The sequence below is a fragment of the Aquabacterium soli genome (genome assembly GCF_003933735.1).
In the GTDB taxonomy this organism is placed as follows: Bacteria; Pseudomonadota; Gammaproteobacteria; order Burkholderiales; family Burkholderiaceae_C; genus Aquabacterium; species Aquabacterium soli.
Genome location: NZ_RSED01000004.1, coordinates 303,578 through 326,367, shown reverse-complemented (window position 1 = coordinate 326,367; position 22,790 = coordinate 303,578). Strand labels below are relative to the sequence as shown.

Sequence of the window (22,790 nt, the reverse complement as noted above, 5' to 3'; positions counted from 1 at the left end):
GTCGGCACTTGCCTTGCCAGGTGGGTGCTGAGCACGAGAAATGCCTTGAAATCGGACAGGCATGCGCTTTGCCGGTGCAATCTTCGACCATTCGCTTTTTCTGGGAGCGCCAACATGACCGACACCTTTGCCACGGCTGATCGATTGCCAGGCGCCGATGACATGGTCGGCAACCAGGGATTGCAGCGTTTCATCGATGCCCAGGCCCCTGTGATCGACGCGGCCCTGGCCGAACTGCGAGCGGGCCACAAACGCGGCCACTGGATGTGGTTCGTGTTCCCGCAGTTGCGCGGGCTGGGCCGAAGCGACATGGCGCGCCGCTATGGCATTGCCGATCTGTCGGAGGCCCGCGCCTATCTCCAGCACCCGGTGCTTGGTGCCCGCCTGCGCGACGCGGCCACCAGCTTGCTCCTGCTGCACGATGACCAATCGGCGCACGACATTCTGGGATCGCCCGATGACCTCAAGTTGCGTTCGAGCATGACCTTGTTCGAGCTGGCCGACGCAGGCAGTCCCGCGCCCACGGTGTTTGCCGAGGTGCTGCGGCGCTTCTACAGCGATGTGCGTGATGACATGACACTGCAGTTGCTGACGAAGCAACGCGGGGCGGGCTGAGATCCTGCATCGCCCACCCGACGCCGTTCGGGTGGCTAGACTGTCGGCATGCCGTCCATTCCTGCCTATCTGTCCTTGGCACTTGCGATCCTCTGCGAGGTGATCGCCACCAGCCTTCTCAAGCAATCGGACACCTTCACCCGCCTGTGGCCCAGTGTATTCACGGTCGTGTTCTATGTGGTGTCCTTTGCGTTTCTGTCGCTCACCCTGCGCACCATGCCCACCGGCATCGCCTATGCAATCTGGTCGGGCGTGGGCATCGTGCTGATTTCGCTGGTCAGCTGGTTGTGGTTCGGTCAACGCCTGGACGTTCCGGCACTGGCAGGCATGGGCTTGATCATTGCGGGGGTGGTCGTGATCAATGTCTTCTCGAGATCCGTGAGTCACTGAGCATCAAACCCGCCCCCCGATCACGGGGGCACCCCCGTGCACGGTCCCTCAGGCAAATTGCCTGCTCTCTACAATTTCCGGACGGGCCAAGGCCTGGGTTGTCACGGCATATCGCAGAGAGGTGAGCATGGCGCGGGTCCGCAGGTGGTTGAAGGCGCTGTGCCTGGGTGGGGTGTTGGCCGTGGGGGGCTGTGGCGGGGGCGGTGACCACACCACCATCAACCTTGTCTACAAGCGATGGCAGGGAACGGAACTGGCCGACCGCGCGATCGCCGTGGTGCCCGGTGGTGGCTATGCGCTGGTGGGAGATGTGCCCGAGGTGGACTGGCTCGCGTTCCAGACGGACAACGGGGACGTGGACGTGTACCAGGCGCGTTACAACAGCGGTGTCTGGCAGGCGGGCGCGACACCGCGTGCAACCGAGGTGCACGGCCTAGTCTTCGGAGACAACGGCTTGATGGCGCGTTCAGGCGACTGGACCGTGTTTGTCGGCCGTGACGAAAAACAGATATGGGCCCAATTCAAGGGGCCGGGCGGTGTGTCTTCAACGTACTGGCCCCTGTCCTCGAATGCCGATCCCTTGGTTCACGCCGTGGTGGATGCCAGTGGCCTAGCCCGGATCTACTGGTCTGAAACCACTGGCTCGGTGGCCGTGGTACGCGCGATGCATTTCAATGGCGTCAACGCCGTCGACGATGGACAGGTCAGCGGCATGTCGATGGATGTGCAGCAGGTGGTGGCCGGGCCCGATGGGCGAGGCTGGCTGTTCTATCGGCATGGTGGTGCTCAGTACGTGCGCACGGTCGATGCGCTTGTCGGCCTGGGCGCCCCCATCCGGCTCGACGAAGCGGTGCATGGCACGGCCGGGCCGGCGCGATGGGCCGCGGCCGAAAGTACCGGGGTGCTCACGACGCTGGCCCTGCAGAACATCGGCACGGCCAGCCCCTGCGTGGGGGTGCGACGCCTGCAGGCTTCTGCCTGGGCATCGACCGAGTGCATCAACACCGACACCGCGCAGGTGGTGGGCGGTCAGGTCGCCGATCTGGCCGTGGAGCCGGGCGGGCGCGCCATGGCAGTCTGGAGTGGAGGTCTGGCCAACCGAACGTTGTATGCAGCGTCACGCCGTGCAGACGGGGGCTGGTCGGCGCCTAGTGCGGTGGCGACGCTGGCCACGGGGGGACGCTTCTTGTCCGTGCAGGCCAGGATTCACACCGATGGCGCGGCCGTGGTGGCCTACCGCCAGGCCTTCACCGCCCAGGAGGCCACGCCCCATGCGGTGGTGCTCGACGCCGTCACGCAGGCGTGGAGCACGCCCGAACGCTTCGATGCGGCAGATGGCGGCGCCTCGGCACGGCTGAGCGTGGCTTTCAACTCGCGGGGTGAGCCCGGGGTGCTGAACTTCGCCAGCGCCGCCAACGGTCGTTACACGGTGCGGTTTGCAACGCGTGTGAGGGGCCAGTGGACGGCGGCAAGCCTGCAGAACGACGCCAATCTCGCAAGGGACAGCCTGGGCATCGAACTGGCCTCCATGCAGCGGCTGATGCCGCTGGGCGATGGCGGCTGGGCCGCCTTCTGGGAGCTGACCTCGAACCTGGTGCCTGGCTATGGCCGCCGGGTGGTGGCCGCTTCTTACCAGTGAAGTCACGGCCTCGGTGGTGAGGCGGGGGCTCACGGCTGAGAGTTGGCAATCCAGGCCGGTTCGCGTTACAACTGCAGCTGTGCACCCTGATCTGCTGGTCGGGCCGGGTGCGCTGCCAGTCCTCGGCATCCAGGGGACGGTTCATTGTCGTCCGCGCCCCCGGGGAGTCCCATGAAGCTGCAACTTCTGCACGTCACCTGCGCGCAATGTGGGCGAGATTCCCACGTCGGCGTCATGCCCGAAGGCATCCACGGTCAGTTTGTGCTGCGCAGCACCGATTCGCTGGACGAGGCCTTCCTGGATACCGCCACGGATCCCACCTACGAGGAGGTCGATGCCTTGCTCAACCGGAGCCGCCGCATGATCGGCAAGGATGACTGGTTTCGCGCGCATGCCTTGCAGCGCACCTATGGGGAGACCGCCTGCGACCCTGACAGCACCGGCAGTTTTTTCCGCATCGGAAAACTGCCCAACTGTCCGCTGTGCGGCCATGCATCTCTGCATTCCTGGAAAGCCTTGAGCCCACCTGCGTTCATAGACCGTGAAATCGCGCCTGTCAGTCACAGGGCGTGGTTGGCCCTGTCCGAGGCACAGAAGGAATTCCGCGTAGACGATGTGCTGGAGGACAACGGTTTCTGAACGACGGGCCTGCGCGAGAGGCTTTGACGGGAACGTCGATTGCTGATGAAAGTCATCGGCAATCCCGCCGATGCTTTCAACAGATCCTGGAGAAGCACCATGACTCAGCAGAACCAAAACCCGAGCAAGCAGAACCAGCAGCAACAGCAGGACAACCCGTCCAAGCAGCAGCAAGGCAGCAACACCGACCGCCAGAACCAGCAGGAGCAGGCCGGTCGCCAGAGCGGCCAGCAAGGCAGCAACCAGAACCAGGGCAGCAACCAGAGCGGCCAGCAAGGCAGCAACCAGCAGCCCGGCAGCAACCAGGGCAAGTCCGATCAGCAGCGTTGATGCGCGGCTGATCGAGGCCTTGGCCTGATTGATCGGGCCTGCCCCGCAAGGGGCAGGCCCTTGTCATGTCTGAAGGGGCTCAGTGGTGCAGGATGCGGGCCAGGAACTGCTGAGCGCGCTCGGACGCGGGGTGATCGAAGAAATCCTGCTTGGGACGGTCTTCCACGATGCGGCCTGCGTCCATGAAGATCACACGGTCTGCCACGCGGCGTGCAAAGCCCATCTCGTGCGTGACACACATCATGGTCATGCCTTCCTGGGCCAGCTCGGTCATCACGTCGAGCACTTCGCCGACCATTTCCGGATCCAATGCTGACGTCGGCTCATCGAAGAGCATCACGATGGGGTCCATGCACAGCGCCCGGGCGATGGCCACACGCTGCTGCTGGCCGCCTGAGAGCTGGCCGGGCGATTTGGCCGCCTGGGCCGTCAGGCCGACACGCTCCAGCAGCTTCATGCCCTTGTCCACTGCTTCTGCCGTGCTTCGCTTGAGCACATGCTTCTGGGCCAGGGTGAGGTTGTCGATGATGCTCAGGTGAGGGAACAGCTCGAAGTGCTGGAACACCATGCCCACCTGGCTGCGCAGCTTGGGCAGGGACGAGCCGGCATCGCCCACCGAAGTGCCGTTGACCAGGATGCGGCCAGCCTGGAAGGGCTCCAGCCCGTTGACGCACTTGATCAGCGTGGACTTGCCCGAGCCGGAGGGGCCGCAGACCACGACCACCTCACCCTTGCTGACCGTGGTGCTGCAGTCGGTCAGCACCTGGAAGGCGCCGTAGTGCTTGGAGATGTGGTCGATCTGGATCATGTGTGGTGAGGTTTCAGCCATTGGCGGGGTCCGGGCGCAGCCGCTGCACCAGGCGCGACAGCGCGAAGCACAGCACGAAGTAGACGGCGCCTGCAAAGAGCAGCAGCTCCACCAGGCGGCCATCGCGGTCGCCCACCTTGTAGGCCGAGCCGAAGAAATCGGCCAGGGCCGATACATACACCAGCGAGGTGTCCTGGAACAGCACGATGGCCTGTGTGAGCAGCAGAGGGACCATGTTGCGCAGGGCCTGAGGCAGGATCACCAGGCGCATGCCCTGCAGGGGCGTGAGGCCCAGCGCCGTGGCCGCGGCCAGCTGGCCCTTGGGCACGCTCTGGATGCCCGCACGGATGATCTCGGCGTAATAGGCCGATTCGAACAAGGCGAAGCCCACCATGGCCGACACCATGCGCACGTCGGTGCCGGGCTGCAGGTTGAACAGGCCCGTGAGCACCTGTGGCACGATCAGGAAGAACCACAGCAGCACCATCACCAGGGGCACGGCGCGGAACAGGTTCACGTAACCCGCGGCCAGCCAGCGCAGCGGTGCGTGGCGCGACAGCCGCATCACGGCCAGCACGGTTCCCCACACCAGGCCCACCGCCAGTGCGATGGCCGTGATCTCCAGCGACACCAGCAGCCCCTGGCCCAGGATGGGCAGGGCGCCGGGGATGGAGGACCAATCGAAGTCGTAAGCCATGTCGTGTCCTTTCAGCCCATGTAGCCCGGCACCTTGGTCTTGCGTTCCAGCAAGCTCATCAGGCCCATCACGACGACGTTGATGACGACGTACATCACGGTCACCGCGATGAACGACTCATAGGGCTGGGCGGTGTAGTCCACCAGCTGGCGCCCTTGCGCGGCCAGCTCCAGCAGGCCGATGGTCGAGCACACGGCCGAGTTCTTGAAGATGTTGAGGAACTCCGAGGTCAGGGGCGGCACGACCAGGCGAAAGGCCATGGGCAGCAGCACCAGCCGGTAGGCCTGCGGCAGTGTGAGCCCCAGCGCCAGGGCCGCACGGGTCTGCCCCACCGGCAGGCTCTGGATGCCCGCACGAACCTGCTCGGCCACCCGCGCGCTGGTGAACAGCCCCAGGCACAGCACGGCCGCGCCGATCTGCTGCCACTCCGGCGGCATTTGCTTGATGGCGTTGCCCCACGAGGCAGGCAACAGTTCCGGCACGATGAAATACCAGATGAACAGCTGCACCAGCAGCGGGATGTTGCGCAGCACCTCGACATAGGCGCTGGCCAGGCGCTGCAGGCCCTTGGAGGGCACGGTGCGCAGCACGCCCACCAGGGCGCCCAGCACCAGGGCGAGCACCCAGGCGCTCAAGGACACCGTCAGTGTCATCTTGAACCCTGCGATCATCCAGCCCCAGTAGGTGCTGTCATCGCCCATCGCGGTGGGCTGCGAGAAGATGGACCAGTTCCATTGGTAGCTCATCAAAGGCTCCTGGGTTTGCTCAGTAGTCCATGAAGATGCGCTGGATGACCTGGGCATCGTTCGTCTTTGTCAGTGCGAGCGCCGCCAGGATGCGGGCCTTCTGGGGATTCAGGTCGTGCGCCACGATCCAGTCGTACTGGTCGTCGGGTTGCTCGGCGTTGCGGATCACGAAGCCGCCGCCCACCACGCGCGAGGATCGGATGATGTGGATCCCTTTGGCGCGCAGTTCCCGCAGGGCCGGCACCACGGCGCTGGACACCGACCCATTGCCCGTGCCGGCATGGATCAGCGCCTTGGCGCCTGACGCCGCGAAGGCCTGGTAGGCCGTGGGCGAGGCGTTGCCGTAACCGTAGGCGATCTCCACCTGCGGCAGGTGGTCGATGTGGTCGATGTCGAACTCGCTGTGGACCGTGTGGCGCTTGACGGGTGCGCGGAACCAGTAGGTCTGGCCTTCGACGGCCATGCCCAGGGCGCCCCAGGGGCTCTTGAACGCCTCGGTGCGCACGTTGATGGACTTGCTCACATCGCGCCCGGTGTGGATCTCGTCGTTCATCACCACCAGCACGCCCTTGCCGCCCGCGGTGGGCGAGGCGGCCGTCGCCACGGCGTTGTAGAGGTTGAGCGCGCCATCGGCCGACAGGGCGGTGCCCGGGCGCATGGAGCCGACCACCACGACGGGCTTGCTGGTGTGCACCGTCAGGTTCAGGAAGTAGGCGGTTTCTTCCAGGGTGTCCGTGCCATGGGTGATGACGATGCCGTCGACATCGGCCTGCTTGCTCAGGGCCGACACGCGCTTGCCCAGTTGCAGCAGTTGCGCATCGGTGAAGCTTTCCGAGGCGATCTGGAACACCTGTTCGCCACGCACCTGGGCCACGTTGGCCAGTTCGGGCACCGAGGCCAGCAGCTTGTCCACCGGCACCTTGGCAGCCTGGTAGGTGGCGCTGTTGGCGGCCGAGGCGCCGGCCCCGGCGATGGTGCCGCCGGTGGCCAGGATCACCACGCGGGCCTTGGCCGCTGGCTGCGCCAGCGAGGCCCCGGGAGCCCTTTGTGCCGACATTTGTGCCAGCGCTTCCTGTGCAGGCGGCAAGCCCATGGCCAGGGCGCTGCCGGCGGCCATCAGCCAACGGTCCAGCGAGTTGCGGCGCGAGCGGCTCATTCGAACGGCTTGTCGTTCGGGGCCTTGAACAGGGCCTGCACTTCGGGCGACATCGGCCAGTTCAGGTTCAGGCCCTTGGGCGGGATGGGCTGCTGGAACCACTTGGCGTAGATCTTGGCGGCCTCGCCCGAGGTCATGGCTTTGGTGAGCGTGGCGTCCACGATCTTCTTGAACGCCGGATCACCCTTGCGCATCATGCAGCTGTAGGCCTCGTCGGACATGGGGGTGCCGACCACGGTCCAGTCATCGGGACGCTTGGCCTTGGCCTTCTCGCCGTAGAGCAGGGCGTCGTCCATCATGAAGGCGACCGCGCGGCTGGTTTCCAGCGTGAGGAAGGATTCGCCGTGGTCCTTGGCCGAGATGATGCGCAGGCCGGCCTTCTTCTCTTCGTTGTAGCGGCGCAGCAGGCGCTCGGAGGTGGTGCCTGCCGTGACGACGACGTTCTTGCCCTTGAGATCGGCGAAGTCCTTGATGCCCGAGTCCTTGCGGGTCATCAGGCGCGTGCCGACCACGAAGATGTTCGTGGAGAAATCCACCTGGCGGGCGCGCTCGGCATTGTTGGTGGTCGAGCCGCATTCGATGTCCACCGTGCCATTGAGCACCAGGGGAATGCGGTTCTGCGAGGTGACCGGCACGAGGCGCACGGCCAGTTTGGGCTTCTTGAGCTCGGCCTTGACGGCCTCGACCACCCTGAGCATCAGCTCGTGGGAATAGCCCACCACCTGCTGCTTGTCGTCGTAGTACGAAAAGGGGATGGAGGATTCCCGGTGGCCCAGGCTGATGGTGCCCGTGTCGGCGATCTTCTTGAGGGTGGGCGAGGCCGTCTGGGCCTGGGCGGCCGTGCCAGCCAGGGCCAGACACATCACGGCGCCGCGCAGGAGGGTGGTGTTCTTGCTCATGTGGGATCCTTGTCTCTCTGATGGGACACAGGACATCCGGACGGCATCCGGATGTCGGGTCTGTGCTTTATCGCACAGGTCGTGCCAGGGGCCTGCGGGGAGGATAATCTCCCCCATGCAAGTATTCCGAGGCGTCCACCACGCCGCCCTGGCCCCCGCCTGCGCCCTGACCATCGGCAACTTCGACGGTGTCCACCGAGGCCACCAGGCCATGCTCGCCCTGCTGCGCAGCGAGGCCCAGCACCGGGGGTTGCCCAGCACCGTGCTCACCTTCGAGCCGCATCCCCGCGACTATTTCGCGGCGTTGGCCGGCAAACCCGAGCTGGCCCCGCCGCGCATCGGCACCCTGCGCGACAAGCTCTATGAGCTGGAGCGCTGCGGCATCGACCAGGTGGTGGTGCTGCCCTTCGACCAGGCCCTGGCCAGCCTGAGCCCGCAGGCCTTCGTGGACCAGGTGCTGGTGCAGGGCCTGCATGCCCGCTATGTGCTGGTGGGCGATGACTTCCGCTTCGGCGCCAGGCGCGCGGGGGATTACGCCCTGCTCGACAGCCTGGGGACCGAGCGGGGTTTCGACGTGGCCCGCATGCTCAGCTACGAGGTGCATGGCGTGCGGGTGTCCTCGTCCGTGGTGCGCGAGGCGCTGGCGGCGGGTGACATGGACCGCGTCGGCCGCCTGCTGGGGCGCCCCTACAGCATCAGCGGGCATGTGGTGCACGGCCGCAAGCTGGGCCGAACGCTCGATTGCCCGACCATGAATGTGCGCTTCGGCCATGAAAAACCCGCCACGCAGGGCATCTTCGCCGTGCGCACCCATGGCCTGGCGCCCGAGCCGCTGGAGGGGGTCGCCAGCCTGGGCGTGCGCCCCACGGTGGAAGAGGCCGGGCGCGTGCTGCTGGAGGTCTATTGCCTGGATTGGCCCCCTGAACTGGGCAGCGAGGGGGGCTACGGTAAAATCGTGCGCGTGGAACTCCTGCACAAACTTCGCGATGAAGCCCGTTATGACGGGCTGGAGGCCTTGCAGGCCGCCATCCACAAGGACATTGCCGACGCCAAGGCCTTTTTCCAGGCCCAGGGCCGCCAGACCACCCGCGACCGAATTTGACGCGGGCTGACCGATCCGCCGGCCTTGCGCCAGCGGACAGCCCGCACCCTGTCGCCCCTGCACGCGCCGAGTCGGTCGGCGATGCCCCCCAGATGCCCCACAGACCCACCACACCAGCGCACGAACGCCGGGTGGGTCTGTTTTGACCGAGATCGACATGAGCCAAGACAAGCCCGCCAAGCCAGACGGCCAGAACCAGAGTGCCTACCGCGCGACGCTGAACATGCCCGACACGCCCTTCCCGATGCGGGGCGACCTGCCCAAGCGCGAGCCGGGGTGGGCCAAGGCCTGGGAAGACCAGGGCATCTACAAGAAGCTGCGCGATGCCCGCTGCGGCGCGCCCAAGTTCGTGCTGCACGACGGCCCGCCCTACGCCAACGGCCAGATCCACATGGGCCACGCCGTCAACAAGATCCTCAAGGACATGATCGTGAAGGCGCGCCAGCTCAAGGGCCTGGACGCCATCTACGTGCCCGGCTGGGATTGCCATGGCCTGCCCATCGAGAACCAGATCGAGAAGACCTTCGGCCGCAACCTCAGCCGTGACGACGTGCAGGCCAAGGCCCGTGCCTATGCCGGCGAGCAGGTCGACCTGCAGCGCACCGATTTCAAGCGCCTGGGCGTGCTGGCCGACTGGGACAAGCCCTACCGCACGATGGATTTCGGCAACGAGGCCGGCGAGATCCGTGCGCTCAAGAAGATCATCGAGCGCGGTTTCGTCTACCGCGGCCTCAAGCCCGTGTACTGGTGCTTCGACTGCGGTTCGTCGCTGGCCGAGTTCGAGATCGAGTACGCAGACAAGAAGTCGCAGACGCTGGACGTGGCCTTCTTGAGCGCGGAGCCGGCCAGGCTGGCCGCGGCCTTCGGCCTGCCTTCGCTGAACGGCAAGGAAGCATTCGCCGTCATCTGGACGACGACCGCCTGGACGATCCCGGCCAACCAGGCCTTGAACGTGCACCCCGAGCTGACCTACGCCCTGGTGGACACGCCCAAGGGCCTGCTGGTGCTGGCCGAAGCCCTGGTCGAGAAGGCCACCGCCCGCTACGGCTTCACGCCCGAGCAGGTCAAGGTGCTGGCCACCACGCCGGGCGCCAAGCTGGAGAACCTCAAGTTCAAGCACCCGCTGGCCCATGTGGACAAGGGCTATGACCGCGAATCGCCCGTCTACCTGGCCGACTACGTCAGCGCCGAAGATGGCACCGGCATCGTGCATTCGGCCCCCGCCTACGGTGTGGACGACTTCAACAGCTGCGTGGCCCATGGCCTGAAGTTCGACGACATCCTCAACCCTGTGCAGGGCCATGGTGTCTACGAGGCCGAGCTGCCCCTGTTCGGCGGCCAGCACATCTGGAAGGCCGCCCCTGTGGTGCTGGAGACGCTGCGCGAGCACGGCCGCCTGCTGGCCTCCAGCGAGATCACCCACAGCTACCCGCACTGCTGGCGCCACAAGAAGCCGGTGATCTTCCGCGCCGCCGCGCAGTGGTTCGTGCGGATGGACGAAGGCCAGGGCGTGTTCACCACGAACAAGGCCGACAAGACCCTGCGCCAGCTGGCGCTGGACGCCATCGACCAGACCAGCTTCTACCCAGAGAACGGTCGCGCCCGCCTGCGCGACATGATCGCCAACCGCCCTGACTGGTGCATCAGCCGCCAGCGCAACTGGGGCGTGCCGCTGCCGTTCTTCCTGCACAAGATCACGGGCGAGCTGCACCCTGACACGCTGGCCTTCATCGACCGCGCCGCTGACCTGGTGCAGCAGGGCGGTGTCGAGGCCTGGTCCAAGCTGGATCCGGCCGAGTGGCTGGGCGATGAAGCTGAAAACTACAGCAAGTCCACTGACATCCTGGACGTGTGGTTCGACTCAGGCTCCACCTTCTTCCACGTGCTCAACCCCGAGCAGGGCAGCCACCCCACGGCCGGCCACGCGCACGGCCCCGAGGCCGATCTCTACCTGGAAGGCCATGACCAGCACCGAGGCTGGTTCCACAGCTCGCTGCTGGTGGCCTGCGCCATCTACGGCCGTGCCCCGTACAAGGGCCTGCTGACCCACGGCTTCACGGTGGACAGCCAGGGCCGCAAGATGAGCAAGTCGCTGGGCAACGGCGTCGACCCGCAAGAGACCAGCAAGAAGCTGGGCGCCGAGATCATCCGCCTGTGGGTGGCCTCCAGCGATTATTCGGGCGACATCGCCGGCGACGACAAGATCCTGGCCCGCGTGGTCGATGGCTACCGCCGCATCCGCAACACCCTGCGCTTCCTGCTGGCCAACACGGTCGATTTCGATCCGGCCGTGGACACGGTGGCCGCTGCCGACCTGTTGGAGATCGACCGCCATGCCCTGGCGCGTGCCGCCGAGCTGCAGGCCGACATCCTGGCCCACTACGAGCGCTACGAGTTCCACCCTGTGGTCGGCAAGCTGCAGGTGTACTGCTCCGAAGACCTGGGCGCGTTCTACCTGGATGTGCTCAAGGACCGCCTCTACACCACCGGCGCCAAGAGCCTGGCGCGCCGCAGCGCGCAGACCGCGCTGTGGCAGATCACCCAGGCCATGCTGCGCTGGATGGCGCCTTTCCTGAGCTTCACGGCCGAAGAGGCCTGGCAGGTGCTGGGGCTGGGCGAGACCATCTTCACCGAAACGTACTGCGATTTCGCGGGCGCCGAGCAGCAGACCGAGCTGCTGGCCAAGTGGGCCCGCGTGCGCGAGATCCGCGAGCTGGTCAACAAGGAGATCGAAACCGTGCGCACCGCCGGCCAGGTCGGCGCCTCGCTGCAGGCCGAGATCGAGTTGACGGCATCAGAGCAAGACCACGCTTTGCTGGCCTCGCTGGGCGATGACCTCAAGTTCGTGCTGATCGTCTCGAAGGTGACGCTGATCGAAGGCGAAGCGCTGGGCGTGAAGGTGACGCCATCGAGCGCCACCAAGTGCGAGCGCTGCTGGCACTACCGCGACGACGTGGGCAGCGACCCGCGCTACGTGGGCGTGTGCGGCCGCTGTGCGCTGAACCTGGGTGGCGCGGGCGAAACCCGCGTGGTGGCCTGATGGCGGCGCGGGGCAAGGCCGGCACCGGCTCTGGATCACTGTGGCCCTGGCTGGGGCTGGCCGCCATCATCATCCTCCTGGACCAGATCACCAAAGTCGTGGTGATCAGGGTCTTCGAGTACGGGGATTCGCGCCACGTCACCAGCTTCTTCAACCTGGTGCGGGTGCACAACGAGGGCGCGGCTTTCTCGTTCCTGGCACAGGCGGGTGGCTGGCAACGCTGGTTCTTCGTCGGCCTGGGTGTCGTGGCCGTGAGCTTCATGGTCTACATGCTCAAGCAGCATGGCGGGCAGCGCCTGTTCTCGCTGGCGCTGGCGCTGATCATGGGCGGGGCCATCGGCAATGTGATTGACCGGTTGATCCACGGCTACGTGGTCGATTTCCTGGATTTCCACTGGCGCTTCCTGGAGCCGGTGTTCCATGGCGGCCACTTTCCGGCCTTCAACATCGCCGATTGCGGCATCAGCATCGGAGCGGTGCTGCTGATCGTGGACGAGCTGCGGCGCGTGCGGCGCGGCAGCTGAAAAAACAAACCAGGGAACCGACAGGCAACATCTCGACACGAACGCGTCTGTTTTACGATGCGGGTGCCTCCGCTCGGGCGTTCTTGCCCGGTGCGGACAGGCATGCAGCGAAGAGGTGGTCTTGATGGTTTCCAGACGATGGGTGTGGACGGGCTTGGCGGTATCGGCCGGGCTGATGGCCTGGTTGAGCACGGCCCTGTCGCCCAAGTTGCAGGCCGCCGACCCGCCCAAGGCGTCCCCCGCGGTACCGGTCCGCGTCATCCAGGCCAGCCTGCAGGACCTGCCCAGCACGCTCAGCGCCGTGGGCCAGGTGCAGGCCTTGCAGCAGGTGCTGGTGCGCCCGCAGATCGAAGGCGTGCTCACCGAGGTGCTGTTCAAGGAAGGCCAGCCCGTCACCCGCGGCCAGGTGCTGGCCCGGCTGGACGACCGCTCCCTGCGCGCCCAGGTGGACCAGGCCCAGGCCGATGTGAATCGCCTGAAGGCCCAACTGCAGATCGCCCAGCTCGACCTGAAGCGCTATGAGGGCCTGGCCGCCCAGGCTGCGGTGTCCACCCAGCAGCTTGACCAGCAGGTGGCCCTGGTGGCCGAACTGCGGGCGCAGGTGCAGTCACAGGAGGCCGCGGCGAACGCGGCGCGCGTGCAGCTGTCCTACGCCACCATCACGTCGCCGGTGGCAGGCCGCGCGGGCTTGCGGCAGGTCGATGTCGGCAACCTGGTGCGCCCCACCGATGCCAACGGCCTGGTCAGCGTCGTGCAGACCCAGCCGGTGGCGGTGATCTTCTCGGTGCCGCAAGGCCGCCTGGGCGAGGTGCGCCAGGCCGTCAAGCAATCGGCCCCCGCCCGCGTGCAGATCGCCGACCAGGAGCAGGGCACCCTCTTGGCCGAAGGCCGCCTGACCACGGTGGACAACCGGGTCGACCCGGCCAGCGGCTCGCTCAAGCTCAAGGCCGAGGTGCCCAACGTAAAGGAAGAGCTCTGGCCCGGCCAGTTCGTGGCCGTCACGCTGCGCACCGGCACGCTGGACCAGGCCCTGGTCGTGCCCACGCAGGCCCTGCAGCGGGGCCTGAAAGACGCCACCTTCGTCTGGCGCGTGCGCGACAACGTGGCCGAGATGGTGCCCGTGAAGGTGCGCTGGCAGGATGACCAGCGCGCCGTGATCGCCTCCGGCATCGCGGCGGGCGACGCCGTGGTGGTCGATGGCCAGTCCCGCCTCAAGCCCAAGGCCACTGTCAAGGTGCTGCCGGCCGCGGCAGCCAAGGGCTGACCGATGAGCATGCCGCCCCCCGTGCCGCCCACTGGCGCTGTCGCCTCCGAGCCTGCCCGCCGCAACGTTTCCGCCTGGTTCATTGCCCACCCCGTGGCCACCACGCTGCTCACGCTGGCGCTGGTGCTGCTGGGCCTGCTGGCGTTTCCGCGCCTGCCGGTGGCCCCGTTGCCGCAGGCCGAGTTCCCCACCATCCAGATCTCGGCGCGCCTGCCGGGCGCCAGCCCCGACACCATGGCCGCCGCCGTGGCCACGCCGCTGGAGGTCGAGCTCAGCGGCATCGCCGGCATCACCGAGATGACCTCGTCCAGCGCGCTGGGCACCACGAACATCACGCTGCAGTTCGTGCTCGACAAGGACATCAACACCGCCGCGCAGGAGGTGCAGTCCGCCATCAATGCCGTGTCCGGGCGCCTGCCCTCGGACATGCCCTCGCTGCCCACCTGGCGCAAGGTCAACCCGGCCGACAGCCCGATCCTGGTGCTGGTGGTGCAGTCCGATGTGCTGTCGATGCCGGAGCTGAGCGACCTGACCGACACGGTGCTGGCCCGCCAGATCAGCCAGATCGAGGGCGTGTCCGATGTGGGCATCACCGGCCAGCGCAAACCGGCCATCCGCATCCAGGCCTCGCCCGCCAAGCTGGCGGCCCATGGCCTGACCCTGGCCGACATCCGCGAGGCGGTGCAAAAGGCCAGCGTCAACCAGCCCAAGGGCTCGCTGGTGGGCGCCGACCGCAACGCCACGCTGGCCACCAACGACCAGCTCTTCAAGCCGGCCGAGTACGCTGACCTGGTCATCACCGACCACGAGGGCGTGCCCGTGCGCGTGGGCGACGTGGCGCGCATCACCGAAGGAGCCGAGAACGACTATGTCGCGGCCTGGCAGAACGGCCGCGAGGGCGTGAACATCATCATCCGCCGCCAGCCCGAAGCCAACATCGTGGCCACGGTGGACCGCATCATGGCCGCGCTGCCGCGCTTGTCCGAGCGCCTGCCCGCCAGCGTCGAGGTGGGCGTGCTCAACGACCGCACGCGCACCATCCGCGCCTCGCTGCACGAGGTCGAGATCACGCTGGCGCTCACGGTGGTGCTGGTGGTGGCCGTGATGGGCTTCTTCCTGCGCCAGATCTCGGCCACGGTGATCGTGACCGCGGTGCTGGGTGTGGCCATGATCGCCACCGTCGCGGCCATGGATGCGCTGGGATTCAGCCTGAACAACCTCACGCTGGTGGCGCTGATCATCGCGGTGGGCTTCGTGGTCGATGACGCCATCGTGGTGGTCGAGAACATCCACCGCCATCTGGAGCATGGCGAATCCATGCGCGAAGCCGCGTTGAAAGGCTCGGCCGAGATCGGCTTCACCGTGGTGTCGATCAGCGTGTCGCTGATCGCGGCCTTCATCCCGCTGCTGTTCATGGACGGGGTGGTGGGCCGCCTGTTCCGCGAGTTCGCGGTCACCGTCACGGTGGCCATCCTGATCTCGGTGGTGGCCTCGCTCACGCTGGCACCCATGATGGCCTCGCGCTGGATGCGCTCGGCGCCTGCCCATCAGGAAGGCGGCCTGGTGCAGCGCCTGATCGACGGCTACGGCCGCAGCCTGGACTGGTCGCTCAGGCACCAGGGCCGCATGCTGCTGGTGTTCTTCGTGACCCTGGGCGTGGCCGTGGCCGGCTACGTGTTCGTGCCCAAGGGCTTCTTCCCGCTGCAGGACACGGCCTTCGTGCTGGGCACGAGCCAAGGGCCGCAGGATGCATCGTTCGACCAGATGGTGGCCAAGCACAAGGCGCTGGAAGCCATCGTGGCCAAGGACCCGGCCGTGCTGAGCTTCGCCCATTCGGTGGGCGCCACCGGCGGCAGCCAGAACATGTCCAGCGGGCGCTTCTGGATCGTGCTGAAGGACCGGGGAGATCGTGACGTGTCGGCCCAGGGCTTCATCGACCGCCTGCGCCCGCAGCTGGCCCAGGTGCCCGGCGTGATGCTCTACATGCGCGCCGCGCAGGACATCAACCTGGGCACGGGCCCGGCGCGCACGCAGTACCAGTACGCCCTGCAGGGCGATGACAACGTGGCATTGGCCGAGTGGGCCGACAAACTGACGGAGCGGCTGTCGTCCATGCCCCAGTTCCGCGATGTCTCGAATGATCTGCAGATGGGCGCGGGTGTGGCCCGCCTGACCATCGACCGCACGGCCGCCTCGCGCTATGGCCTGAGCGTGGACGACATCAACCAGCTGCTCTACAACGCCTACGGCCAGCGCCAGATCAGCGAGATGCAGACCGAGGTGAACCAGTACCAGGTGGTGCTGGAGATCGATCCGGCGATGCGTGGCCGCACCGACAGCCTGGACTGGCTGTTCCTGCGTTCGACCAAGACGCAGCAGATGGTGCCGCTGTCGGCCGTGGCGCGGCTGGAGGCGCCGCAGACCGGCCCGCTGGCCATCAACCACTACGGCATGTCGCCGGCGGTGAACCTGTCGTTCAACCTGGCGCCCGGCGTGGCCCTGGGCGATGCCGTCAAGCTGCTGGACCAAGCGCGTGCCGACCTGCAGATGCCCGACAACCTGCCCGGGCGCTTCCAGGGCGCGGCCCAGGCCTTCCAGCAATCGCTGGCCTCGCAGCCGCTTCTGATCCTGGCGGCGGTGCTGGCGGTCTACATCATCCTGGGCGTGCTGTACGAGAGCTTCGTGCACCCGCTGACCATCCTGTCCACCTTGCCCTCGGCGGGGGTGGGCGCCGTGGCTCTGTTGTGGCTGGGCGGTTTCGACTTCTCGGTGATGGCGCTGATCGGGGTGGTGCTGCTGATCGGCATCGTCAAGAAGAACGGCATCCTGCTGGTGGACTTTGCGGTGCAGGCCCAGCGCGAGCGCGGCCTGAGCCCGCACGAGGCCATCCGCGAGGCCTGTCTGGCGCGCTTTCGCCCGATCATGATGACGACGATCGCCGCGCTGCTGGCCGCCATTCCGCTGATGCTGGGCTTTGGCACGGGTGCTGAACTGCGCCAGCCGCTGGGCTTCGCGGTGGTGGGCGGGCTGCTGGTCAGCCAGGCGCTCACGCTGTATTCCACGCCGGTGGTCTACCTGGCGCTGGACCGCCTGTTCCACCGTCAACGCCAGCCCATTGGCCCTGCAGAAAAAGCGGATTTGAATCCAATGTGAATTCCGTCACGTAACTGAAGGCGGCCCAGGGCGTTTCCAAGCCCGGGTCAGCCCTTCATTCAACGTTTCCAGGAGTTCACCATGAAATTGAGCCACGTGGCCTTGGCCGCCGCCTGCCTGTCATCCCTGCTCGCTTCTCAAATCGCCCGGGCCGAAGCCCTGGTGGCGCTCACCACCGACCAGAAGCTTTTGAGCTTCGACTCGGCCGCGCCCTCGCAGGGCAGCCTGCTGACCATCACCGGCCTGGGCACCGACCGCCTGCGCGCCATCGACCTGCGCCCCAGCACGGGGCAGGTCTATGCGCTGGGCATCAACAACAACCTGTACACGCTCAACACCAGCACGGGCGCGGCCACCTTGGTCGTGGCCCTGTCGGCCGATCCCACGGACACCAGCGACACCTTCACCGGCCTGCGCGGCACGGCTTTCGGCTTCGACTTCAACCCCGTGGCCGATCTGAGCGGCGCGCCTTCGCTGCGCGTGGTCAGCAATGCCAGCGAGAACCTGCGCATCGCCGTGAGCGGCCCGAACGCGGGCAAGGTGATCACCGACAACACGGTGCGTGGCGGCACGCTGACCATCGTGGCCTCGGCCTACACCAACAACGACACCAACCCCGCCACGGGCACGGCGCTCTACGGCATCGATGCCGCCTCTGACAGCCTCTACCAGCAAGGCCTGCCCACCAGTGGCGTGCAGACCCTGATCGGCTCGCTGGGCGTGAACACCAGTGCGGTGGCGGGCTTCGACATCTCGGCTGCAGGCAATGCCTACGCGGCCCTGACCGATGGCGACACGGGTGAGACCGGGCTGTACAGCATCTCGCTGACACCGGGCGGCAACCTGGCCACGTACATCGGCGCCTTCGGTGTGGGCGGCGCGCCTGTCAGCTCCATCATCGGTCTGACGGCGCTGGCGCCCGTGCCCGAGCCCGCCACCTGGGCCATGGTGATCGGTGGCCTGGCCCTGGTGCCGCTGATGCGTCGTCGCCGCCAGGCAGCGGCCTGATGCACGGGGCCGCATGGCGGCCCCTGCTCATGACGAGGCGCTCGGATGTCCGGACATGGGCATCCGATCCGGTGGCCTAATGGCGGCTCCGCCTGATCCGTGGTCCCGCCGTTGAAACCGACACTTGACGCCCGCACGCTGTTCTTCCTGACCCTGCCGCCGATGATGTGGGCCGGCAATGCCGTGGTCGGCCGCCTGGTCGTGGGGCACATGCCTCCGGTGATGGCCAATGCCGTGCGCTGGGCCCTGGTGGCGGTGCTGATGGCCCCCTGGGCCTGGCAGGTGCTGCGCCAGCACGAGGCCTTGCGCCGGCGGGCCGGCTACCTGATGCTGATCGGCGCCCTGGGCGTGGGCAGCTACAACTCGCTGCAGTACATGGCGCTGCGCACCTCTTCACCGCTGAACGTCACCTTGATCGGCGCCAGCATGCCCATGTGGATGATGCTGGTGGGCGTGATCGGCTTTGGCCAGCGGGCCACGCCGCGCCAGCTGGGCGGGGCGCTGTTGTCATGCGCTGGCGTGGTGCTGGTGATGTCGCAAGGCAGTTGGGCGCACCTGCGCGAGGTGCGCCTGGTGCCGGGCGATCTGCTGATGCTGCTGGCAGCATTGACCTGGTCGATCTACAGCTGGCTGCTGGTGCGCAAGCCCGCCAGCATGCAGGGCGAGCCGGCCTGGAACTGGGCCGAGTTCCTGTGGCTGCAGGTGCTGTTCGGCACGCTGTGGGCCACGGCCAGCGCAGGGGTTGAATCCGCCGTGGTGGGGCACAGCCACCCCTGGCCGGCCGATGCGCAGGCCTTGGGCACCCTGGTCTTCGGGCTGCTCTTCATCGCGATCGGCCCGTCGATACTGGCCTATTGGGGCTGGGGGCAGGGCGTGCGGGCGGTGGGCCCCACGGTGGCCGCGTTCTTCAGCAACCTCACGCCGGTGTTCGCCGCCGTGTGGGCCTGGGCCTTGCTGGGCACCGCGCCACAGTGGTATCACCCCTGCGCGCTGGTGCTGATCGGGGCGGGCATCGTGCTGTCGTCGTCGACACCGGCCGCCCGGCCCACATCGACGTCAGAACCGGCCGCGTGACCCGAGCTTGCGGGGCGGGAAGGGCGGCTTGCCTGCCCAGTAGCGCAGCATCAGCCAGCCGCCCAGCATGCCGCCCAGATGGGCGAAATGCGCCACGCCCGATTGCGTGCCGGCCACGCCCTGGTACAGCTCGAAGGCGCCGTAGATCATCACCAGGTACTTGGCCTTGATGGGGATGGGCGGGATCAGCAGCAGGATGGTGCGGTCCGGGAATGTCATGCCGAAGGCCATCAGCAGCGCGAACAGCGCACCGGACGCCCCCACCATCGGGTTGCCCCAGCCGGCCACCATCGAGATGATCAACTGGCAGGCCGCCGCTGCCAGCGCGCCGGCCGCGTAGAACTGCAGGTAACGCTTCGGGCCCCACAGCCGCTCCATCTCGCCGCCGAACATCCACAGGCCCAGCATGTTGAGCAGCAGGTGGGTGATCGAGCCGTGCATGAAGGCATAGCTCACCACCTGCCAGGGCATGAAGTTGGGGCTGGTCACGGGCCACAGCTCCATCCACCAGGTCAGCATGCCCCCCAGGGCAATGTCGATGCAGAACAGCGCGACGTTGATGAGGATGATGGCCTGGGTGATGGGTGGCAGCGGTGGCATCTTCTCGGCAAGGGAGAGTCGGGACAATGGACATCATCATAGAGCCCTTGACGGTGCCGCCGCCCCATGGTGTCATCAAAGCCCGGCGCTGGCCTTGGTACGGTCCTCGCTAGGGGCTGTACATCGATTTGTTGAAAGAAGATCCCGGAGTACCTGCAGAATGCCGCTTGAATTTCCCAACCTGACCGTCGTCACCCACCCGCTGATCCAGCACAAGCTGACCTGGATCCGCGCGGAAGAGACGAACACCGACAGCTTTCGCCAGCTGCTGCGTGAGGTCAGCAAGTTGCTCGCCTACGAGGCCACCCGTGCCTTGCCCACCGAGCGCATCACCATCAAGACGCCGGTGGCGACGATGGAGTCTGCCGTCATCAGCGGCAAGAAGCTGTGCCTGGTGTCCATCCTGCGTGCCGGCAATGGCATGCTCGAAGGCTTCCTGGACATCCTGCCGCTGGCCCGCGTCGGCCACATCGGCCTGTACCGGGATCCGGCCACGCTGGAGCCGGTGGAGTACTACTTCAAGGTGCCCTCGGACATCGCCGACCGCCAGGTGCTGGTGGTCGACCCGATGCTGGCCACCGGCCATTCCGCCGCCGCCGGCATCGCCCGCCTGAAGGCGGCTGGCTGCACCCAGATCACGCTGATTTCACTGCTTTGCTCGCCTGAAGGCGTGCAGCACCTGACCGAAACCCACCCGGACGTGCCCATCTTCACGGCCTCGCTCGACAGCCACCTCAACGAACACGGCTACATCGTGCCGGGCCTGGGAGACGCGGGCGATCGCCTGTACGGAACCCGTTGATGCGGGCCTGCCCGCAAGCTATCTGAAAAATCTGAAAATTGCGGGCAGATTCCGCTGTTCCAGTTGTTTTGGCGCTTGGCGGAACCTTGCACACTCCTTTGTCGGCGGCATGCTGTCCATCTGGCTGCCCCTTTCTCCTGGAGAACAACAATGCAATGGTTCGCCAACCTGCGCCTCAAGCCCAAACTGATCCTGTCCTTCGCCGTCGTGATGGCCTTCTCCGCCATCATGGGCCTGCTGGCTGAGCGAAGACTGACCGGCCTGAACGACGCGATGCACGACATCGCGGACAACTGGATGCCCAGCACCCGCCTGGTCTCCGAGATGAACGCCAAAATGGGGCAGTTGCGCGTGGCCGAGCTGCAGCATGTGCTGTCCACCGACGAGAGCTTCATGCAGCGGTATGAAGGCGCCATGAACGAGGCGCTCAAGGCCATCGACGACAACAAGGCCCAGTACGCCAAGCTCATCAACAGCCCCGAAGAAAAAGCGCAATGGGACGCTTTCAACCAGCAGTGGGACGCCTACCTGGCCGAGCACGCCAAGGTGGTGCAGCTGTCGAAGCAGAACCTCAACGACGAAGCGCGCAATTTGGCCAGCCGTGAAGCCCAGCAGCGCTTCCAGCAGGCCAGCGCCCTGCTCGACACCATCGTCAAGCTCAATGTGAAGGGCGGCGACGCCTCTCGCGACAGTGCTCAGAGCACCTATCAGAACGCCCGCTGGGCCATCGTGCTGTCGGTGCTCATCATCGTGGGCCTGGGCATGGCCGTGGCCCTGTACATCAGCCGCCTGATCGCAGCGCCCGTGCAGGACGCCGTGGGCGTGCTCAAGGCCGTGGCCAGTGGTGACCTCACCCGCTCCGTGCGCCATGATCGCCATGACGAGATCGGCGAGATGCAGCAGGCCCTGGCCCAGATGATGGACAGCCTGTCGACCATGGTGCAGCAGGTGCGCATGGGTGCCGATTCGGTGGCCACCGCCTCCACACAGATCGCCCAGGGCAACACCGACCTGAGCGGCCGCACCGAAGAGCAGGCCTCCAGCCTGGAAGAAACCGCTGCCGCGGTCGAGCAGATGGCCGGCACCGTGCGCACCAACGCCGACAACGCCCAGCAGGCCAACCAACTGGCCAGCGCCGCATCGAGCGTGGCCGCCCGTGGTGGCGAGGTCGTGAACCAGGTCGTGCAGACCATGAATGGCATCCAGTCGTCCAGCCAGAAGATCGCCGACATCATCGGCGTGATCGATGGCATCGCGTTTCAGACCAACATCCTGGCCTTGAACGCCGCGGTGGAAGCCGCTCGTGCCGGTGAGCAGGGCCGTGGCTTCGCCGTGGTGGCCGGCGAGGTGCGTTCGCTGGCCCAGCGCAGCGCCCAGGCAGCCCGCGAGATCAAGACCCTGATCAGCGACAGCGTCGAGAAGGTCAACTCCGGCAGCGAACTGGTCGGCACAGCCGGTGTCACCATGAACGACGTGGTGATGCAGGTGCGCAAGGTCACCGACCTGGTCGGCGAGATCGCGCATGCCAGCACCGAGCAGAGCCAGGGCATCGGCCAGATCAACCAGGCCGTGACGCAGCTCGACCAGATGACGCAGCAGAACGCCGCGCTGGTGGAAGAAAGCATGGCCGCTGCCGAAAGCCTGCGCCAGCAGGCCCAGCGCCTGACCGAAGCCGTGGGCGTGTTCAAGACCCGCCAGGTGCAGGCCGAACAGCACACCCAGCAGATCATCCGCCAGGCCAGGGCGCCGATCGGTGCCGCGCGCCTGGAGCCGCGCCCCGTGACGCCGGCGCCGAAGGTGGCCGCGAAAGCGCAGCTCCGTCCGCCGGCCGTGGGCACGACGGCCAAGGCCCGTGCCGAGGCTTCGCCGCAGTTGCCTTCACCACCGCCAGCCCGCACGGCCAAGGCGGGTGCCNAGAACGCCGCGCTGGTGGAAGAAAGCATGGCCGCTGCCGAAAGCCTGCGCCAGCAGGCCCAGCGCCTGACCGAAGCCGTGGGCGTGTTCAAGACCCGCCAGGTGCAGGCCGAACAGCACACCCAGCAGATCATCCGCCAGGCCAGGGCGCCGATCGGTGCCGCGCGCCTGGAGCCGCGCCCCGTGACGCCGGCGCCGAAGGTGGCCGCGAAAGCGCAGCTCCGTCCGCCGGCCGTGGGCACGACGGCCAAGGCCCGTGCCGAGGCTTCGCCGCAGTTGCCTTCACCACCGCCAGCCCGCACGGCCAAGGCGGGTGCCGACGACGATTGGGAAACCTTCTGATCCAGCCCTGATCCGGCCGCCATGGCCTGATCCCTGCTAGGCTCCTGG

20 protein-coding genes are annotated in these 22,790 nt (G+C 66.8%); 14 read left to right on the top strand and 6 right to left on the bottom strand.

Annotation, left to right across the window (positions count from 1 at the left end; translation table 11 throughout):
* The first annotated feature begins 162 nt into the window (after positions 1-162).
* The 5 genes from EIP75_RS07100 (at position 163) to EIP75_RS07080 (ending at position 3,613) form a co-directional block, all read left to right on the top strand.
* The gene (locus EIP75_RS07100; RefSeq protein WP_125242587.1) at positions 163-615 is read left to right on the top strand and encodes a DUF1810 domain-containing protein; all 453 of its coding nucleotides are present in this window, start codon (positions 163-165) and stop codon (positions 613-615) included.
* 48 nt (positions 616-663) lie between these two features.
* The gene (locus EIP75_RS07095; protein ID WP_125242523.1) at positions 664-1,005 is read left to right on the top strand and encodes an SMR family transporter; all 342 of its coding nucleotides are present in this window, start codon (positions 664-666) and stop codon (positions 1,003-1,005) included.
* Positions 1,006-1,132: 127 nt separating this feature from the next.
* The gene (locus tag EIP75_RS07090) at positions 1,133-2,644 is read left to right on the top strand and encodes a hypothetical protein (protein ID WP_125242522.1); all 1,512 of its coding nucleotides are present in this window, start codon (positions 1,133-1,135) and stop codon (positions 2,642-2,644) included.
* Positions 2,645-2,815: 171 nt separating this feature from the next.
* On the top strand, positions 2,816-3,283 hold the full coding sequence (locus EIP75_RS07085) for a hypothetical protein (protein WP_125242521.1): 468 nt from the start codon (positions 2,816-2,818) through the stop codon (positions 3,281-3,283).
* Positions 3,284-3,382: 99 nt separating this feature from the next.
* Positions 3,383-3,613, top strand: a complete 231-nt coding sequence (locus EIP75_RS07080; RefSeq protein WP_125242520.1) for a hypothetical protein — start codon at positions 3,383-3,385, stop codon at positions 3,611-3,613.
* A gap of 79 nt (positions 3,614-3,692) precedes the next feature.
* Here EIP75_RS07080 and EIP75_RS07075 read toward each other — a convergent pair whose 3' ends face one another.
* Genes EIP75_RS07075 through EIP75_RS07055 form a run of 5 tightly spaced genes read right to left on the bottom strand, consistent with a single transcriptional unit; the run spans position 3,693 to position 7,919 of the window.
* The gene (locus EIP75_RS07075) at positions 3,693-4,421 is read right to left on the bottom strand and encodes an amino acid ABC transporter ATP-binding protein (protein ID WP_125242586.1); all 729 of its coding nucleotides are present in this window, start codon (positions 4,419-4,421) and stop codon (positions 3,693-3,695) included.
* Between the two features lie 13 nt (positions 4,422-4,434).
* Positions 4,435-5,118 carry a glutamate/aspartate ABC transporter permease GltK gene (gene gltK / locus EIP75_RS07070; protein WP_125242519.1) on the bottom strand — a complete coding sequence of 228 codons (684 nt, stop codon included), beginning with the start codon at positions 5,116-5,118 and terminating at the stop codon, positions 4,435-4,437.
* Positions 5,119-5,129: 11 nt separating this feature from the next.
* On the bottom strand, positions 5,130-5,864 hold the full coding sequence (locus tag EIP75_RS07065; protein ID WP_125242518.1) for an amino acid ABC transporter permease: 735 nt from the start codon (positions 5,862-5,864) through the stop codon (positions 5,130-5,132).
* A 19-nt stretch (positions 5,865-5,883) separates the two neighbouring features.
* Positions 5,884-6,957 (bottom strand): asparaginase, encoded by a 1,074-nt coding sequence (locus tag EIP75_RS07060; RefSeq protein ID WP_125242585.1) that lies wholly within the window; start codon positions 6,955-6,957, stop codon positions 5,884-5,886.
* Positions 6,958-7,016: 59 nt separating this feature from the next.
* Positions 7,017-7,919, bottom strand: coding sequence for a glutamate/aspartate ABC transporter substrate-binding protein (locus tag EIP75_RS07055; RefSeq protein ID WP_199758516.1), 903 nt, complete (start codon positions 7,917-7,919; stop codon positions 7,017-7,019).
* A gap of 115 nt (positions 7,920-8,034) precedes the next feature.
* Here EIP75_RS07055 and EIP75_RS07050 point away from each other — a divergent pair, with 115 nt between their 5' ends.
* The 7 genes from EIP75_RS07050 to EIP75_RS07020 all read left to right on the top strand — a co-directional run bounded on the left by EIP75_RS07050 (position 8,035) and on the right by EIP75_RS07020 (position 19,084).
* Complete coding sequence (locus tag EIP75_RS07050) at positions 8,035-9,021, top strand: bifunctional riboflavin kinase/FAD synthetase (protein WP_125242517.1); 987 nt, start codon at positions 8,035-8,037, stop codon at positions 9,019-9,021.
* A gap of 157 nt (positions 9,022-9,178) precedes the next feature.
* Complete coding sequence (ileS, locus tag EIP75_RS07045; protein WP_125242516.1) at positions 9,179-12,061, top strand: isoleucine--tRNA ligase; 2,883 nt, start codon at positions 9,179-9,181, stop codon at positions 12,059-12,061.
* Complete coding sequence (gene lspA, locus EIP75_RS07040; RefSeq protein WP_125242515.1) at positions 12,061-12,585, top strand: signal peptidase II; 525 nt, start codon at positions 12,061-12,063, stop codon at positions 12,583-12,585. Before ileS ends, lspA begins: the two co-directional genes overlap by 1 nt.
* 124 nt (positions 12,586-12,709) lie before the next feature.
* Positions 12,710-13,849 carry an efflux RND transporter periplasmic adaptor subunit gene (locus tag EIP75_RS07035; protein WP_125242514.1) on the top strand — a complete coding sequence of 380 codons (1,140 nt, stop codon included), beginning with the start codon at positions 12,710-12,712 and terminating at the stop codon, positions 13,847-13,849.
* A gap of 3 nt (positions 13,850-13,852) precedes the next feature.
* Positions 13,853-17,002, top strand: a complete 3,150-nt coding sequence (locus tag EIP75_RS07030; RefSeq protein ID WP_274379803.1) for a multidrug efflux RND transporter permease subunit — start codon at positions 13,853-13,855, stop codon at positions 17,000-17,002.
* 81 nt (positions 17,003-17,083) lie between these two features.
* Positions 17,084-18,010, top strand: a complete 927-nt coding sequence (locus EIP75_RS07025; RefSeq protein ID WP_125242582.1) for a DUF4394 domain-containing protein — start codon at positions 17,084-17,086, stop codon at positions 18,008-18,010.
* A gap of 111 nt (positions 18,011-18,121) precedes the next feature.
* Positions 18,122-19,084: a DMT family transporter gene (locus EIP75_RS07020; protein WP_233584720.1), complete on the top strand. Its 963-nt coding sequence runs from the start codon at positions 18,122-18,124 to the stop codon at positions 19,082-19,084.
* Here the strand turns inward: EIP75_RS07020 and EIP75_RS07015 are convergent.
* A complete protein-coding gene (locus tag EIP75_RS07015; RefSeq protein WP_233584719.1) occupies positions 19,067-19,711 on the bottom strand; it encodes a rhomboid family intramembrane serine protease in 645 nt (214 codons plus the stop codon). The two genes, EIP75_RS07020 and EIP75_RS07015, sit on opposite strands and share 18 nt — an antisense overlap.
* Before the next feature lie 133 nt (positions 19,712-19,844).
* Here EIP75_RS07015 and upp point away from each other — a divergent pair, with 133 nt between their 5' ends.
* Together upp and EIP75_RS24835 are read left to right on the top strand one after the other, a co-directional pair.
* Positions 19,845-20,486 (top strand): uracil phosphoribosyltransferase, encoded by a 642-nt coding sequence (upp, locus tag EIP75_RS07010; protein ID WP_125242513.1) that lies wholly within the window; start codon positions 19,845-19,847, stop codon positions 20,484-20,486.
* Positions 20,487-20,636: 150 nt separating this feature from the next.
* Positions 20,637-22,742, top strand: a complete 2,106-nt coding sequence (locus EIP75_RS24835) for a methyl-accepting chemotaxis protein (protein ID WP_125242512.1) — start codon at positions 20,637-20,639, stop codon at positions 22,740-22,742.
* The last annotated feature ends 48 nt before the right edge of the window (positions 22,743-22,790 follow it).

What these genes read in the sequence shown, in the direction of transcription:
- EIP75_RS07060 (WP_125242585.1), bottom strand. Translation starts at nt 6,957, where the DNA reads ATGGGCTTGCCGCCTGCACAGGAAGCGCTGGCACAAATGTCGGCACAA.
- EIP75_RS07090 (WP_125242522.1), top strand. Translation starts at nt 1,133, where the DNA reads ATGGCGCGGGTCCGCAGGTGGTTGAAGGCGCTGTGCCTGGGTGGGGTG.
- upp (WP_125242513.1), top strand. Translation starts at nt 19,845, where the DNA reads ATGCCGCTTGAATTTCCCAACCTGACCGTCGTCACCCACCCGCTGATC.
- EIP75_RS07030 (WP_274379803.1), top strand. Translation starts at nt 13,853, where the DNA reads ATGAGCATGCCGCCCCCCGTGCCGCCCACTGGCGCTGTCGCCTCCGAG.
- EIP75_RS07095 (WP_125242523.1), top strand. Translation starts at nt 664, where the DNA reads ATGCCGTCCATTCCTGCCTATCTGTCCTTGGCACTTGCGATCCTCTGC.
- ileS (WP_125242516.1), top strand. Translation starts at nt 9,179, where the DNA reads ATGAGCCAAGACAAGCCCGCCAAGCCAGACGGCCAGAACCAGAGTGCC.
- lspA (WP_125242515.1), top strand. Translation starts at nt 12,061, where the DNA reads ATGGCGGCGCGGGGCAAGGCCGGCACCGGCTCTGGATCACTGTGGCCC.
- EIP75_RS07050 (WP_125242517.1), top strand. Translation starts at nt 8,035, where the DNA reads ATGCAAGTATTCCGAGGCGTCCACCACGCCGCCCTGGCCCCCGCCTGC.
- EIP75_RS07080 (WP_125242520.1), top strand. Translation starts at nt 3,383, where the DNA reads ATGACTCAGCAGAACCAAAACCCGAGCAAGCAGAACCAGCAGCAACAG.
- EIP75_RS07100 (WP_125242587.1), top strand. Translation starts at nt 163, where the DNA reads ATGGTCGGCAACCAGGGATTGCAGCGTTTCATCGATGCCCAGGCCCCT.
- EIP75_RS07085 (WP_125242521.1), top strand. Translation starts at nt 2,816, where the DNA reads ATGAAGCTGCAACTTCTGCACGTCACCTGCGCGCAATGTGGGCGAGAT.
- EIP75_RS07025 (WP_125242582.1), top strand. Translation starts at nt 17,084, where the DNA reads ATGAAATTGAGCCACGTGGCCTTGGCCGCCGCCTGCCTGTCATCCCTG.
- EIP75_RS07065 (WP_125242518.1), bottom strand. Translation starts at nt 5,864, where the DNA reads ATGAGCTACCAATGGAACTGGTCCATCTTCTCGCAGCCCACCGCGATG.
- EIP75_RS07055 (WP_199758516.1), bottom strand. Translation starts at nt 7,919, where the DNA reads ATGAGCAAGAACACCACCCTCCTGCGCGGCGCCGTGATGTGTCTGGCC.
- EIP75_RS07075 (WP_125242586.1), bottom strand. Translation starts at nt 4,421, where the DNA reads ATGATCCAGATCGACCACATCTCCAAGCACTACGGCGCCTTCCAGGTG.
- gltK (WP_125242519.1), bottom strand. Translation starts at nt 5,118, where the DNA reads ATGGCTTACGACTTCGATTGGTCCTCCATCCCCGGCGCCCTGCCCATC.
- EIP75_RS07035 (WP_125242514.1), top strand. Translation starts at nt 12,710, where the DNA reads ATGGTTTCCAGACGATGGGTGTGGACGGGCTTGGCGGTATCGGCCGGG.